The sequence below is a fragment of the Corynebacterium sp. LaCa78 genome (genome assembly GCF_046717505.1).
In the GTDB taxonomy this organism is placed as follows: domain Bacteria; phylum Actinomycetota; class Actinomycetes; order Mycobacteriales; family Mycobacteriaceae; genus Corynebacterium.
This window is the reverse complement of sequence record NZ_CP177112.1, coordinates 268,161-283,406: the sequence shown is the minus strand read 5'-3', so window position 1 is coordinate 283,406 and position 15,246 is coordinate 268,161. Positions and strand designations below refer to the sequence as shown.

Annotated in this window: 9 protein-coding genes and 3 pseudogenes; 8 read left to right on the top strand and 4 right to left on the bottom strand. The window is 53.8% G+C overall.

The features are described 5' to 3' along the window. Window positions 1–141: 141 nt before the first annotated feature. From ACLI1O_RS01410 to ACLI1O_RS01390, 5 genes and pseudogenes are all read left to right on the top strand, one after another. On the top strand, window positions 142–372 hold the full coding sequence (locus ACLI1O_RS01410) for a helix-turn-helix domain-containing protein (protein ID WP_284772329.1): 231 nt from the start codon (window positions 142–144) through the stop codon (window positions 370–372). After that, complete coding sequence (locus ACLI1O_RS01405; RefSeq protein ID WP_411706907.1) at window positions 365–2,035, top strand: DEAD/DEAH box helicase family protein; 1,671 nt, start codon at window positions 365–367, stop codon at window positions 2,033–2,035. The genes ACLI1O_RS01410 and ACLI1O_RS01405 overlap by 8 nt, the downstream gene beginning before the upstream one ends. Beyond that, window positions 2,013–3,250 (top strand): IS3 family transposase gene (locus ACLI1O_RS01400; RefSeq protein ID WP_411701846.1). Its coding sequence is split into 2 segments (ribosomal slippage): window positions 2,013–2,340 and window positions 2,340–3,250, totalling 1,239 coding nucleotides; the frame shifts between segments, so codons are not numbered across the junction. The genes ACLI1O_RS01405 and ACLI1O_RS01400 overlap by 23 nt, the downstream gene beginning before the upstream one ends. A 51-nt stretch (window positions 3,251–3,301) precedes the next feature. Continuing rightward, a pseudogene (hsdR, locus tag ACLI1O_RS01395) lies at window positions 3,302–4,987 on the top strand (type I restriction-modification system endonuclease); the annotation flags it as partial. Continuing rightward, the gene (locus ACLI1O_RS01390; RefSeq protein WP_284849792.1) at window positions 4,984–6,396 is read left to right on the top strand and encodes an N-6 DNA methylase; all 1,413 of its coding nucleotides are present in this window, start codon (window positions 4,984–4,986) and stop codon (window positions 6,394–6,396) included. The pseudogene hsdR and the gene ACLI1O_RS01390, both read left to right, overlap by 4 nt. Before the next feature lie 92 nt (window positions 6,397–6,488). Here the strand turns inward: ACLI1O_RS01390 and ACLI1O_RS01385 are convergent. After that, window positions 6,489–7,705 (bottom strand): IS3 family transposase gene (locus tag ACLI1O_RS01385; protein ID WP_411706906.1). Its coding sequence is split into 2 segments (ribosomal slippage): window positions 6,489–7,444 and window positions 7,444–7,705, totalling 1,218 coding nucleotides; the frame shifts between segments, so codons are not numbered across the junction. Between the two features lie 149 nt (window positions 7,706–7,854). Between ACLI1O_RS01385 and ACLI1O_RS01380 the strand changes: the two genes are divergently transcribed. The 3 genes and pseudogenes from ACLI1O_RS01380 (at window position 7,855) to ACLI1O_RS01370 (ending at window position 11,734) form a co-directional block, all read left to right on the top strand. Then, window positions 7,855–8,952, top strand: a complete 1,098-nt coding sequence (locus ACLI1O_RS01380) for a restriction endonuclease subunit S (protein ID WP_411706905.1) — start codon at window positions 7,855–7,857, stop codon at window positions 8,950–8,952. A gap of 210 nt (window positions 8,953–9,162) precedes the next feature. Further along, window positions 9,163–10,513, top strand: a pseudogene (locus ACLI1O_RS01375) (IS256 family transposase). Next, window positions 10,497–11,734: pseudogene (locus tag ACLI1O_RS01370) on the top strand (IS3 family transposase). Before ACLI1O_RS01375 ends, ACLI1O_RS01370 begins: the two co-directional pseudogenes overlap by 17 nt. A gap of 312 nt (window positions 11,735–12,046) precedes the next feature. On the opposite strand, the gene ACLI1O_RS01365 reads toward ACLI1O_RS01370, so the two are convergent. From ACLI1O_RS01365 to ACLI1O_RS01355, 3 genes are read right to left on the bottom strand one after another with little or no spacing between them, the layout of a single operon-like run. Next, a complete protein-coding gene (locus ACLI1O_RS01365; RefSeq protein ID WP_005276566.1) occupies window positions 12,047–12,421 on the bottom strand; it encodes a hypothetical protein in 375 nt (124 codons plus the stop codon). 56 nt (window positions 12,422–12,477) lie between these two features. Further along, window positions 12,478–13,227 (bottom strand): succinate dehydrogenase/fumarate reductase iron-sulfur subunit, encoded by a 750-nt coding sequence (locus tag ACLI1O_RS01360; protein ID WP_284771956.1) that lies wholly within the window; start codon window positions 13,225–13,227, stop codon window positions 12,478–12,480. Then, complete coding sequence (locus ACLI1O_RS01355; protein WP_284771957.1) at window positions 13,227–15,242, bottom strand: fumarate reductase/succinate dehydrogenase flavoprotein subunit; 2,016 nt, start codon at window positions 15,240–15,242, stop codon at window positions 13,227–13,229. The genes ACLI1O_RS01360 and ACLI1O_RS01355 overlap by 1 nt, the downstream gene beginning before the upstream one ends. Window positions 15,243–15,246: the final 4 nt, after the last annotated feature.

Below are 15,246 nucleotides of genomic sequence, written 5' to 3'. Positions count from 1 at the left end.
CATCCTGGAGAACACCGACGAAGTTCCCGGGGTTGACCGCACCATTATGGGGAATATCATTGATTTTACCAAAGACACCGAAAACGGCCGTTACGGCTACCTGAAAGGCGTCATAGACGTTGCAGAAGAGGAAGATTTCGAATGACGACACCAGTGGTCAGTTACAAACCTCTCTGGAAGACTCTCACTGACAAAGACATGACAAAACAAGACCTACGTAAAGCAACCGGCCTCTCAAGCGCCACTATCACCAAGATGGGATGGGATGAGACAGTGTCAACACAAGTACTCGCAAGAATATTCGAAGCACTCGAATGCGATATTTCAGATATCTGCACAATCGGAAATAGCCAGGAGGTTGGAAGTGACTAACTTCGAATTTCTAAAAAATAGTTTCCCTTCATTGGAAAACCTGGGAACTTTAGCTGAATCATACCTTTATACCGACCCGAGTACCTCTGTGATGAAGCTCGGCATTCTATGCGAAAGCATTGTAGAGCTGATATTCCAGTTCGATCGTTTGACTCCTCCAAATAAAAGCACAGCTTTCAAGCGGATTGACATGCTCTCTCGTGAAGGTCTGCTGCCTCGCGAAGTTGTCGATATTTTGAATCTGGTTCGCAAAGCCCGAAACAAGGCGGCACATAAGGACTGGGGAACAACAGAAGATGCAAAGCGCTTTTTGCCAATGGTTCATTCCCTTGCTTGGTGGTTTGAAGCTACATATGGTGACCCAAATGTGGAGGCATCAAAATATGTACTCCCAGTTGAAAAATCCCTAACTGATCAGGCTACCGATTGGCTGGAGCAAGAGACTGCCGCACTTGCAAAGGACGATGGCACAAAGGCTAAACAGGCACCAGCGGTGTCAAAAGCGAAACGTTCCCAGCGTTCTACTGCTGCGGTGAATCAGCGTCCAAAAACAGAAGCTGAAACGAGGCTCCTCATTGATGAGCAGCTTCGTCAAGTGGGTTGGGATGCTGATACTGAAAACCTAAGGTACAGCAAGGGCACACGCCCTGTTGAGGGACTAAATCAGGCTATTGCTGAGTGGCCTACTGATTCCACGGTAGGGCGGCAAGGCCGAGCTGACTATGCCTTGTTCGTAGGTTTGAATTTCGTTGGTGTGATTGAAGCAAAGGCAGAGCACTCTGCAATCCCATCAGTTTTGGATTTTCAGGCTGCCGATTACGGGCGGCTTATTAAAGATGAGCACGTAGAGTTTACGATGGGTCAGTGGGGTGCCTTCAAGGTACCATTCCTCTTTGCAACGAATGGTCGCCCATATATAGAGCAATACAAGACTCAATCTGGCGTCTGGTTTCAGGATGTGCGTAACCCACTAAATTCTCCACGCGCATTAGTTGGATGGCCAAGTCCACAGGGTCTTCTCGAAATGCTTGATGCTGATCAACAAGCTGCGCAGGAGGCACTCGACAACCTGAACGATGATCTGCTCACATCTAGTACTGGCTTAAATCTGCGTAAATATCAGGTCGATGCAATCCACGCTGCTGAGAACGCGATCAGCGAAGGAAACCACCACGCGCTACTTGCCATGGCCACCGGCACTGGCAAAACCCGAACAGTGCTTGGGATGATCTATCGATTCTTGAAGACTAATCGGTTCCGCAGAATCTTGTTCTTGGTTGACCGTACGTCACTAGGCACTCAGGCTTTGGATACCTTTAAGGATGTCCGATTAGAGGAATTGCTGACGCTGGATGAACTCTATTCAATTAATGGTTTAGACGATTCCGACGTTGACCCTGAGACACGTGTGCATGTCTCAACGGTCCAAGGAATGGTGAAGCGCCTGTTCTACCCAGAACCTTCTACTGAAGATACTCAGGCACGCAAACCATCCGTTACTGACTACGACTTGATCATTGTTGACGAAGCTCACCGAGGTTATTTGCTTGATAAAGAAATGACCGAAGATGGACCTGACCCCCAGATGGTGGACACCTTGAAACCAGCATCTCGCTGGGGAAGTGAGGTACCTTTCCACCATGCCACGCAAGACCTACACTGAGCAGTTCAAGCGCGACGCAGTCTCGTTGTACGAGTCGACCCCCGGAGCAACGCTCAACGCGATCGCCTCCGATCTCGGGGTCAACCGCAACTCCCTGCGCACCTGGCTCGACGCCTTCGGCACCGGCACCAAAACCAACGCCAACGGTGAAAAAGTCGCCAGCCCCATTGCCGCAGCCAACAGCGCACGCACGCCTGCTGAAGGACTCTCCGACGCCGAACGCATCCGCGTGCTGGAACGCGAAAACGCCAAGCTCCGGGAGGAACGAGAGATTCTCCGCAAGGCGGCCAAATATTTCGCGGAAGAGACGAACTGGTGAACCGCTTCCGGTTCGTTGATGACAACCGAGGCCTCTACGAGGTCAAGCGGTTATGTGAGGTTTTGAAGATCAACCGGTCCTCGTATTACAAATGGAAATCAGCTGCTCCTGCCCGCCGGCGACGCGTCCTTGACGACGCGGTGCTGGGAGCGAGGATCAAGGCCGTGTTCACGGCCGAGAACGGTTGTTACGGGGCGAAACGCGTGACGGCGGCCATCAATTCCGATCCAGCCAACGACGACCTTTTCAATCACAAGCGCACCGCCAGGTTGATGCGCCAGATGGGCCTGTTCGGCTACACCAAAAAACGCCGGGTGAAGACCACCGTGTCTGCGAAACGGGCTCCGAAGTTGCCCGACCTGCTGAAACGCCGGTTCACCGCGGAGAAACCGAACACCATCTACGTCGGCGATATCACGTACCTGCCGATCGCGGACGGGTCGAATATGTACCTGGCCACCGTCATCGACTGCTATTCGCGGCAGTTGACCGGTTTCGCGATCGCCGACCACATGCGCACGGAGTTGGTCGAAGAAGCTCTCACGATGGCCCACGGGGTCCGAGGCAACCTTGACGGGGCGATTTTTCACTCCGATCATGGCAGCGTCTATACCTCTGGGCAATACCGGAAGCTGTGTGAACGATTCGGTGTCACCCAGTCGATGGGAGCAATCGGGACGAGCGCGGACAACTCGTTGGCGGAGTCGTTCAACGCCACGCTGAAACGGGAAGTCCTCCAGGACGAGTCCGTTTTCCCAAGTCAGATCGTATGTCGTCGGGACGTGTTCCGGTGGTGCACGCACTACAACACCAAGCGCTTGCACTCGTGGTGCGGCTATCGCTCGCCGAACGCCTTCGAAGCCGCCGGATCAGCTACACTTACTATCGCATCTTGATTAAATCCCCGTGTCCACTTTCCGGGGTTCGGGCCCCATGAAGCTCTCTACCGGGACCAATCTGACTACCAATCCGCCTACCGGTCCGTAATTGACTATTTCGATGCAACGAAAATCGCGCTCACTGCAACACCTGCGTTACACACAACTGAGATTTTCGGTCAACCGGTGTACACCTACACCTATCGTGAAGCAGTCATGGATGGCTATCTCGTTGACCACGACGCACCACATCGCCTCACAACAAAGCTTGCAACTGAAGGTATTCGATTTGCCGAGGGCGACACTCTTCCGATCTACGACACTGCTACTGGAGAAATCGCCAACAGCGCTGAATTGGCTGACGAGGTTACTTTTGAAGTGGAAGACTTCAACCGGTCAGTAATTACCGAAAACTTCAACCGGACGGTTCTAAAAGAAATCGCTCGGGATCTTGATCCGAGCATGCCTGAATTATTCGGCAAAACCCTCATTTATGCCGTTGATGACGCTCATGCTGACCTCATCGTCGATCTCCTTAAAGACATCTATGCCGACCAGGGGGTTGAGCCAAAAGCGATTATGAAGATCACCGGCTCAGTCGCAGGCGGCAACAAGAAGAAGATCGAGCAAACAATTAAGCGCTTCAAGAACGAGCGTTTTCCATCAATAGTTGTCACCGTTGACCTGCTCACCACCGGTATTGACGTACCAGCAATCACGTCATTGGTTTTCATGAGGCGAGTTAAGTCGCGTATCCTCTTCGAGCAAATGCTCGGTCGAGCCACGCGACTATGCCCAGAAATCTCAAAAGACCGCTTCGAAATCTACGATCCGGTAGGAGTGTACGAAGCCCTTGAAAAGGTTTCTACCATGAAACCACTGGTTGCGAACCCCAATACCAGCTTCAAAGATCTCATGGAGGACATTGATCGCGCCGGTACTAATGCTGACAAACTTACTCGAGCAATCGAACAGGTAGTGGCTAAGCTCCAACGTAGACGACGCAAGATTGCCGAAACTACAGCTGAACACCTTAAAGACCTTGGCGGTGGAAACACGATCTCCGAAGTGATTGAAGAACTTCGTGAAGCCTCACCAGCAGATGCAGCCGCATGGATTCAAGAACACGCGCAGTTCTTCGATTTCCTCGACAACTCGACCTTTGGCGACCCACGAAAACTAGTGATTTCAGAGGCTGAAGATGAACTCATCTCACACACCAGGGACTTTGGAAACGCCCAAAAGCCTGAGGACTATCTAGAAGAGTTCAAATCCTTCCTGGAGCAAAACAGTGATGAGATTGCAGCCTTACAAATAGTGTGTACTCGCCCTTCTGAACTCACCCGAGCGGAACTGAAATCACTAAGGCTCATGCTCGACCGCAAAGGCTATACCGAGCAAAAACTCTCTTCAGCCTTGTCGCAAGTGTCTAACAAAGAGATTACTGCAGACATCATCTCACTCATTCGCCGTTTTGCACTCGGATCTCCGCTCCTTACCCACAAGGAACGGGTGAAACTTGCTATCGACAAACTGAAAAGAGAACATGACTTTACTAGAGTTCAGCAGGGCTGGATATCTCGCGTTGAGGCGTACCTCGAAAACGAGTTACTCATCTCAACAGACACCTTCGATACAGACTCTCGCTTTAGACAACAGGGAGGACTGAATCGAGTGCAGGCTGCATTTGATGGCGAATTCGCCAAAATAGTCTCTGAACTTAAGGACTATATGTATGAGGACCTAACCGCATGAACAATCAAGAGATCGTTGCGAAGCTCTGGAACCTGTCCAACGTCCTACGCGATGATGGAATCACCTTCCATCAGTACGTCACCGAGCTGACTTACATCCTATTCTTGAAAATGGCCAAGGAAACCGGTGCAGAAGACGGGATTCCCGAACAATACCGATGGAATGAACTGCGCACGAAGTCCGGCATCGAACTCAAGCGGTTCTACCGTGACCTGCTCCAACACCTCGGCGAAGAAGCAACTGGTCGAGTCCATGAAATCTATGCTGCGTCATCTACAAATATTGATGAGCCGAAAAACCTTGAGAAGATTATCAAGTCAATTGATGCTCTGGATTGGTATTCCGCTCGTGAGGAGGGGCTCGGTAACCTCTACGAAGGGCTGCTTGAGAAAAACGCTAACGAGAAAAAGTCTGGTGCCGGTCAGTACTTCACCCCGCGTGTCCTTATTGACGTTATGGTGCGGCTTATTGACCCACAGCCTGGTGAGCTCTGCAACGACCCCGCATGTGGAACTTTTGGCTTCATGATTGCTGCGAGTGAGCACGTATGCGCCAACACAGACGACCTGTTCGATCTGGACGAAGATCAAGCCGACTTCCAAGTAAAGAAGGCATTTACCGGTGTGGAGCTTGTCCATGACACTCATCGACTTGCGTTGATGAATGCTATGCTTCATGGCATCGAATCCCCTATCCATTTAGGAGATACGCTTTCGCCTGACGGCAAGCGCTTTATTGGGTTTGATGTTGTTCTGACTAACCCGCCATTTGGAACGAAAAAGGGAGGGGAACGTGCAACTCGTGATGATCTAACCTTCCCGACATCAAATAAGCAGCTGAACTTCCTGCAGCATATTTATCGAAGCCTTAAGCCAGGTGGACGCGCTGCGGTTGTACTACCAGACAATGTTCTTTTCGCTGACGGTGATGGCCGCCGCATCCGAGAAGACCTGATGGACAAATGCAACCTACACACTATCCTCAGGCTTCCAACCGGTATCTTTTACGCCCCAGGCGTCAAGACCAACGTACTCTTCTTCGAACGTGGACTCACCGACAAAGGAAATACCAGCGGAGTTTGGTTCTACGACCTTCGTTCTCAGATGCCTTCGTTCGGCAAGCGTACGCCACTTACCGTTGAACACTTCGCTGACTTTGAGAAAGCGTATTTGGCTGAAGATCGAACTCAGCTGGCAAACGAGCGGCTAACCTACTTCAAGCGCAGCGAGATTAACGCTAAAGAGGACTCTCTAGATCTGGGCCTCATGCGTGTTGAAGTAGAAACTTTCGACGCGGAAAACTTTGCCCCAGCAGCATCCGCGCTCGAAGCCGCAACCCTTCTTGACGAAGCAGCTGACCTCCTGCGCACTCTAGCAAGCGATCTCAGCCTCGGAGAAGGTGAAGATTAGTGGCAATGAAACTCCCGCTCATCACAGACTTCAAAGGGATTCCTAATGGGGTTGCCCGCAAATCGTGGACACGTAGTGGAGCTACCTAGTGGTTAGGCAGCGATTTCTTTTCTGCTGGTGGTTAGGCTGGTGTGGTTTTCGAAATCGACGGGGCTGACCATCCCAAGGGCGGAGTGCCGGCGCCGACGGTTGTAGACGGCTTCAATCCAGTAGGCAACGGCCTGACGCGCAGCATCGCGGGTTGGCCAGCGCTTCCGGTCGTAGAACTCGGTCTTAAGCGTCGACCAGAACGACTCAGCCATCGCATTATCGAAACACACCCCAGTACGCCCCACAGACTGAGCAACCCCTAGGTTGCGGCACACCTCCCAGAGCTGCTCGCTGGTAAATTGTGTTCCCCGGTCGGCGTGAAACACCAGCCCGTCAGGAACGTCACCACGCAGTGTATGTGCCATCCGCAGTGCTCGTTCGACCAGGAATGTATCTTGCACGCTATCCATAGCCCAGCCCAGCACCCTGCGGGAATGACCATCGCGAACTGCGCATAAGTACAACCAACCCTCGCCGGTTCGCAGGTAGGTAATGTCTGACATCCATACTCGATTGAGCTCGCCGGTATCAAACATGCGCTTTACCAGGTCAGGAAGACTCGACTTACGTTTAGATTGAATCGTTGTCACGGGCACAAAAGCACGCGGTGAAATCCCTTCAATTCCCATCAGGCGCATCCGCTTAGCCACAGTCTTACGATTCACACTGATCTGGTAGCGATCGGCGAGTTCTGCGGTAATCCGCGGAGCACCATAGACCTCATCGGAGTCTTTCCAGATCTGATGAATCTTGCGATCAACATCATCGTAAAAAGATGTCCGATCATCATTACCGGATAAGCGTTGCTGCTGCATATGGGCCCATTTGTAGTATCCAGACCGAGATACCTTCAACAAGCGCGCCATGCGCTTGATACTGAAATTCGCCTTCTCCTGCTGCATTAATTCGAACTTTTCTGATCGCGTTGCTTTGCGGCGAAGAAGGCTGTCGCTTTTGACAAAAACTCGTTATCCATCTTGGCTTCTGCCAGCTCACGACGCAGACGAGCGTTCTCAGCACGAAGATCAGCCTCGCTTAGCCCATCAGAGGATCCTCGGCGTTGACGCTCATTTTTTACCCACCGACCTAAAAGGCCAGGTGCGACACCAATTTCTTTCGCTACATGAGCAATTGGGCGCTGCGATTCGATTACTAGGTTCGCGGCTTCACGCCGGTACTCCGGCGTGTATTTCTGGCGTTGTTGACTCACAATGAACATCCTCTCCTACGGACACAAAATCCGCACTAATCGGGTGTCCACTAAACGAGGGTAACCTCACTAACGAAGCCATCGTTCCAGAGGCCGAACAACCATACGCCGTTCCTGGAGACTGGCGGTGGGTGCGGTTGGGTACGGTATTACTTCCCATGGAGACACGCAAACCTAGGGGAGGCTCCTTTACTTACATCGATATCGATGCAGTCAATAATAAGTGCCAAAAAGTAGCAAACCCAAAAATCGTTGCAGCGTCCAAAGCGCCAAGCAGGGCATCTCGAGCGGTGCACGACGGAGATACCCTATTCTCTCTCGTTCGTCCCTACCTCATGAACATAGCGCGTGTAGGGTCAGAATTCTCAGAAGCAATCGCGAGCACTGGTTTTTATGTTTGCACACCTGCCCCAGTAGTTGATTCGCGCTACCTTTTTCATTTCCTTTGTAGCCCAACGTTCATTTCGATGGCGACGGCAAAGATGAAAGGAGACAATTCACCATCGATTAAGGCGACCGATTTTTTACAGCTCCCGATTAGTCTGCCCCCGTTAGGTGAGCAAGCACGTATCGTTGATTTTATCGAGAAAACTAACGCCAAAATCGACGACGCCATACAACGACTCGATAGTTTTCTAGACAATCTTTCAGATAGAAAGGTTGGCATTGCCCGAACATTGCTTGCGGGGCACGGAGTTTCAAATGAAGGTAATGTACATGACACTGTTTGGGAGACTAAGCCCTTGGGCGAGATTATAAGGGTCTCATCTGGAAAAGGCTTAACGGCAAAAGAGATGGCCCCTGGTGGTACCGTTCCTGTTTATGGTGGCAACGGCGTTACCGGATACCATGACCAGTCCTGTTACCCAGCTGAAACAATCACAATCGGTAGAGTCGGATTTTATTGCGGTTCTGTCCACATGACGAACGAAGAATGCTGGGTAACTGATAACGCTCTGGTCGTGCACTTCAATGAAAACGAGATAGACAAGAAGTTTCTCTACTTTCTTTTGCTACACACCAATCTGCGAAAAAATACGAGTTCCAGTGCGCAGCCACTAATTTCCGGCAAGAAAATATATGACATCCTCGTCAGAATCCCTGCGTTAGATTCTCAGAAGGTGATTGCAGAGGGCATTGAAAATTCCTTGGAAAAGCTTGATAAAATTCAACACTTGGTAGAAGGATCCAAGCAGATTCTGGTGCAGCTCCGGAAACAGTTAATTCATCATGCCTTTATGGGGAAAGTGCAATAGATCGTGAATGTAGGCACTTGTGAATTCATGATTACTTTGCGTGGAATTCGTAAACAACTACCTGGAGCGAATATTTTTCTCAGCACCAATAATCGATTCTTCGAAAACAAATTGTTGCGCGCGAAATCTTGGGTGGTTCACCAACACTATGGGTGAGGGTGTCAGGAAGTTTGTGTGTGAGGCTCTGATCTAGAAGGAGTTTCACCGATAATGACTACGGTGTCACCGAAGAAAAACCATGACCCGGCGAGGGTCAACGAGATCAGTAAGAAGCTGATGGAAAATCCTGAAATCGCCAGCTTGATCAGCGAGCTGTCGACTTCTGCTGATGATGCAAGCGAGCTGGTCAAAGGCCTGCTGCAGGCATCGATCAACGCTGGTCTTAAAGCGGAGATGGATGCGCATTTGGGCTATAGCCATTGCGACCGCAAGGCCAAAGCGCAGGTGGATACCGCACAGAGCAGCAATCACCGTAACGGGTCCTACACCAAGACCGTCAATTCTGGCTACGGCGCGGTGGAAGTGACCGTGCCCAGGGATCGTGCCGGCACGTTTACTCCCCGCATGGTGCCCAAGGGTGCACGCAGGCTCACAGAGCTCGACGACATGATTATCTCGCTCTACGCCGGTGGGATGACCGTGCGCGATATTCAGCACCATCTCGCAACCACCCTTGGGGTGGATATGAGCCCGGATACGATCAGCACCATTACCGATGCGGTCTTGGACGAAGTCATGATCTGGCAAAACCGCCAGCTCGACGAGTTTTACCCGGTGCTCTTCCTCGACGCGCTACGCGTCAAGATCCGTGACGGCCACCGCGTGGTCAACAAGGCTTGCTACATGGCGGTTGGTGTCGACATGGACGGCATCAAGCACATCCTGGGATTGTGGATCGCGGACAATGAAGGAGCCGCATTCTGGGCATCGGTGTGTGCGGATCTGGCCAACCGCGGTGTCCAAGACGTGTTCATCGTGTGCTGCGACGGGCTTAAAAGGCCTGCCGGAAGCCGTGGAGGCAACCTGGCCGAATTCCATGGTGCAGACCTGTATTGTGCACCTGATTCGGGCTGCGAACCGGTGGGTGTCCTACCAGGACCGTAAAGCAGTCTCCCGCGTACTGCGTGAGGTCTACACAGCCGCTAACGAGGACACCGCGCGTGCCAGCCTGGATGCCTTCGAGGCCAGTGAACTTGGCCGGAAATATCCCCAGTCGGTCAAAGTCTGGCGGGACGCATGGGAGCGGTTCGTGCCGTTTCTGCAGTTCCCGCCAACGGCCAGGCGAGTGCTCTACACCACCAACTCCATCGAATCGCTCAACGCCCAACTGCGTAAAGCTACCCGTAACCGGGGGCAATTCCCAAACGATACTGCCGCACTAAAGACACTGTGGCTGATGATCTGCAACATCGAAGACAAGCGCGCTGCCCAGCGAGCGAGGAAAGCAAAACGCGATATTGAATGCAACGGCTATATTGAAGGAGCGAAAGCAACTGAAGTGTCCCAGGTTTTGTTCCGTTTGAGTAGATGGGAAAATCTGGAATATGCCAAGAAAATTTGACCAGGATGCGAAGGATCGTGTGGTCCGTCTCGTGGAAGACCGCATCGTGGCGGAAAACATGTCGATGCAGGCCGCGTGCCAGGCAGTAGCTGCAAAGTTGGGGTTTCATGGCACACGGCTCGTCTATGGACTTAAGTCTGCTCGTCGTGCGGGAAACATCCCAGAACCTGTGCCTGAAGATTTGGCTGCCGAAAACGCGAGGCTACGCCGTGAAAATCACCAGCTTCGAGATACCAATGAGTTGCTGAAGGCTGCGTCAGCTTTTTCGCCTCACGACCAGGCCCCAAGCCTCGGTTATGATCCGGTTCATCGATAAATACCGCAATCATTTCTCTGTCGAGTTCATCTGCACTGGCGTTAAAAGAATAGCCGGGCTGGTGGGTTCATCACTTCGCGTGGTTATCGCCAGTCCAAAGCCCGTGGGCTAAGTGCTCGTCGCCTTCGTGATGCTGTTCTAGTTGAACGCATTGGTGCTGTTCATCGGGATAATTACGGTGTCTACGGCGTGCGGAAAATGTGGCATGCGCTTCACCGTGACGGAATCGACATCGGTCGTGAGCACGCTACCCGGCTGATGCGCCTGGCTGGTGTTTCTGGCAAAGGCAAAGGCGGATCACCTATCACAACCCGCACACCTCAACGTGCCGGATCTGCGCCCGGATTTAGTGGGGCGTGAGTTCAAAGCCCAAGGCCCGAACAAGCTGTGGGTGGCCGACATTACCTATGTGCGCACGAAGAAAGGCTTTGTGTACACCGCGTTTGTCACTGACGTTTACTCCCGGCGGATCGTCGGATGGGCGTTATCAGATTCCATGCGCACTTCAGGCATTGCCGCTGCAAGCACTCAATCAAGCGATTGTGAGTGCGAGGGAAACAACAGGTCTCATTCACCATTCGGATCACGGCTTATAGTACGTCAGCGTTGTCTACAACGAGCGTCTCGCCCAGCACGGGATTGTCGCTTCTACTGGGACTGTCGGTGACTGAAATGACAATGCTTTGGCTGAAAACGTTAACGGCTCCTACAAGAATGAGCTCATCCATACTCGCAGGTGGGATGACGTTGTCGAAGTGGAAATCGCGACGTTCGAGTGGGTGTCATGGTGGAACGAGACAAGGCTCCACCAAAGCTTGGGATACCGAACCCCGGTCGAGGTCGAAACCGAGTTTTGGAAGCAGAACCCGCCACAGGCAATAATAGAAATCAAGGCACATGCCTAGGAACAAAACCCGGGGCACTTCAACATGATTGCCGCGGTCAAACAAGGTTTCACCGAATAAGCGTGCCGTGAATGCGACAAGGCCGATTGATTTCAGGACTTAAGAGGTCTTCCTGTGTGCTTTTATGTCCTAGCTGAAGGAACCGGCTGTTCCCGGCAGCAGCCCCTCCCCTAACGCGAGCAGATGCGGGGTGTGGGGTACTAAGGGGGCATCGCCAAGCGCCAGCTCCCCGTCAAAACAGGAACAGCCCCGCCTCCTGGCATGTTCTCAATGCTATTGGAGGCGGGGCTGGAGGTGTTTTAAGAGCGAATACTAGTTAACTCGGCCGGTTTCCTTGCGGTACTGGCGGTAGTAGCGGCGTCCATAGTGGATGGTGCCGGCGGCGGCGATGGCCACCACAACCAGGGAAATGACGCCGATGGCGATGGTCAGACCGTAGTTGCCTTCACCTGCGGTACCCAGCGGGGTGTCCCAGACGCCGAGGCCCCAGATGAGGATGCCGGCTGCTGGCAGGCAAGACAGGATCAAGCCCATGCCGACCCACGTGGAGGTGCGGAGAAGGGAAGAGTGAGGAGCTGCGAAGGATACCGGGTCGTAGCCTTCGATGTAGTTGTCCTGAATCTTGCCGGAGAACTCCGGATACGTTTCGCTCTGGTAGTCAGCAACTACGTGGGTGTTATCGCTCATGGCGGAGTCTTTCTGTCTTTCTCTCGTTCCTAGTATTCCTACGGAATAACTCTAGCTTAGTCGTCCTTGCCACGGAAAGCAGCACGTGCACGTTCGCGGGTAACGGCAGACACTGCGGTCAGTGGGACGCCAGCCGGGCAGACATCGGCGCACTCACCGTAGAGGGAGCAGTGGCCGAAGTTGGATTCCAAATCAGCAACCATGTTGCGGGCACGGCTACCGCGCTCTTCCTTACCCAGCGGCATCATGGACAGGTGCACCAGCTTGGCACCGGTGAACAGGTGTGCCGCACCGTTCGGGCAGGCAGCAACGCAGGCACCGCAACCAATGCATGCTGCGTGGTCCAGCGAGTACTCGGCGGTCTCGTGGTTGATGTGCATGGTATCGGCATCCGGTGCGGTGCCGGCGTCCATGGATACGTAGCCGCCCTGCTCCATCACGTGGTCCAGTGCGGAGCGGTCAACCACCATGTCCTTGATGACGGGGTACGCAGCGGAGCGGAAGGGCTCCAGCTGAATGGTGTCGCCATCGTTGAAGTTGAACAGGCGCTGCTGGCAGGCAGGGGTGTTCTGGCCCGGGCCGTGTGGGCGACCGTTGACGGTCAAACCACAGGTACCGCAGATGCCCTCGCGGCAGTCAGAGGCGAAAGCGAACGGCTCTTCGCCGCGCTCAATGTAGCCTTCGTTGACGTGGTCCAATAGCTCCAGAATGGACATCTGCTCGGAGGCATCATCCACCTGGACGGTTTCGAATTTACCTTCCTGGGTGGGTCCGGCTTGACGCCAGATCTCAAGTGTCAATTTCATTACTTGTAGTTCCTTGTCATCAGCGGGATCGAGTCAAAGTACAGGGGTTCTGCGTGGCGGATGAACTCGTTCTTGTTCGCGCCCGGCTCCCAGGCGGAAACGAAGCACCAGTTCTCATCGTCACGCTCGGCTTCGCCTTCTTCAGAAAGGTGATCTTCGCGGAAGTGAGCGCCGCAAGACTCATCGCGGTCAAGGGCATCGATGCACATGAGCTCACCCAGGTCCAGGTAATCGGCAACGCGCAGGCCGTATTCCAGGACTTGGTTCATGTCATTCGCCTCACCAGGGATGCGGACGTTCTTCCAGAAGTCATCGCGCAGCGCGCGGATCTTCTCGATGGTGTCCTTCAGGTCATCGACGTTACGGGACACACCGCAGCCGAAGTACAGCAGGTCACCCAGCTGGCGGTGGTAGTGGGACGGACCGTGCGGGTCATCGCCCTGGACCTGCATCAGCTTATCGATGCGCTCCTGGGACTTCTGCACGGCTTCCTGTGCCTCAGCGGAATCCTCGGCCAGCTTGTCCTCGTTGAGGTGGTCAGCCAGGTAGTTCGGGATGGTAAACGGCAGGGTGAACCAGCCGTCAACGGAAGCCGAAAGCAGGGAGTTCGCGCCCAGGCGGTTAGCGCCGTGGTAGGTCCAAGAGCACTCACCGGCGGCAAAGAGGCCGTCAATAGAGGTCATCTCGTTGAAGTCGGTCCACAGGCCACCCATGGTGAAGTGGCAGGTAGGAGCGATGCGCATTGGGGTCTCGTAGGCGGACTCACCAATGGCCTCTTCATACATCTGAATGAGGTTGGAGTAACGCTCGCGGATCTTGTCCTTGCCCAGGCGCTCGATGGCGTCACGGAAGTCAAGGTAGACCGAGTTATTCAGCGGTCCAACGCCCAAGCCCTTGTTGATCTGCTGGGAAATTGCACGGGAGGCAACGTCACGGGGAACCAAGTTACCGAAGGCCGGGTAGCGGCGCTCCAAGAAGTAGTCGCGCTCTTCCTCCGGAATGCTGTTCGGGTCGCGGTCATCGCCCTCTTTCTTGGGGGACCAGATGCGGCCATCGTTACGCAGGGACTCCGACATCAAAATGGTCTTGGACTGCCAGTCGGAGTTGACTGGCAGGCCCGTTGGGTGGAACTGCACGAACGCCGGGGAAGCCAGGTAAGCGCCCTTGTCATAAGCGCGCATCATGGCGCTGGCGTTGGAGTTCTTTGCCAGGGTGGACATGTGGTAGACGTTGCCGTAACCACCGGTACCCAGGATGACGGCGTGGCCGGTGAAGGCCTTGAGCTCACCAGTAATCAGGTTGCGGGTGACAATGCCGCCCGCGCGCTTCTTGCCGTTGTCATCGTAGGTGATGATGTCCTGCATATCGTTGTGGGCAAAAAGCTCCACATTGCCCAGGCCGATCTGACGGTACAGTGCAGAGGTCGTGGACAGCTGCAGCTGCTGACCTGTTTGGCCACGGGTGTAGTAGGTACGGGAGACCTGCACACCACCGAAGGAACGGGTGGCCAGGGTGCCGCCGTACTCACGGGCGAACGGGGCGCCGATGGCGTTCATGTGGTCGATAACACGAACGGACTCGTTGGCCAGGCGCCAGCAGTCGGACTCGCGGCAGCGGTAGTCGCCACCCTTCACGGTGTCCTTGGTGTGGCGGTAAGCGGAGTCATTGTCCACCTTCTTGGCGCGGGAGGCGTTGACACCACCCTGCGCAGCAATGGAGTGCGCGCGGCGTGGGGAGTCGTGGTAGGTAAAGACCTTGACGCCGTAGCCCAATTCACCAAGGGCTGCCGCAGCAGCACCCGCGGACAAGCCGGTACCTACGACGAGGACCTCGAACTTGCGGCGGTTCAGTGGGGAGACCAAGTTCATGTGGTCAACGTGGTGAGACCACATATCCTTCATCGGCACACCGTGCGGTTCCTGGGATTCCAGGATATTACCAGCGGAGACGCCCTCAACGATGGACTTTGGGTGCGAGAAGTTGGGGTGTTCACGCTTGAGTTCAGTAGTAGTCATGGGT

What these genes read in the sequence shown, in the direction of transcription:
- ACLI1O_RS01365 (WP_005276566.1), bottom strand. Translation starts at nt 12,421, where the DNA reads ATGAGCGATAACACCCACGTAGTTGCTGACTACCAGAGCGAAACGTAT.
- ACLI1O_RS01390 (WP_284849792.1), top strand. Translation starts at nt 4,984, where the DNA reads ATGAACAATCAAGAGATCGTTGCGAAGCTCTGGAACCTGTCCAACGTC.
- ACLI1O_RS01360 (WP_284771956.1), bottom strand. Translation starts at nt 13,227, where the DNA reads ATGAAATTGACACTTGAGATCTGGCGTCAAGCCGGACCCACCCAGGAA.
- ACLI1O_RS01410 (WP_284772329.1), top strand. Translation starts at nt 142, where the DNA reads ATGACGACACCAGTGGTCAGTTACAAACCTCTCTGGAAGACTCTCACT.
- ACLI1O_RS01380 (WP_411706905.1), top strand. Translation starts at nt 7,855, where the DNA reads ATGGAGACACGCAAACCTAGGGGAGGCTCCTTTACTTACATCGATATC.
- ACLI1O_RS01355 (WP_284771957.1), bottom strand. Translation starts at nt 15,242, where the DNA reads ATGACTACTACTGAACTCAAGCGTGAACACCCCAACTTCTCGCACCCA.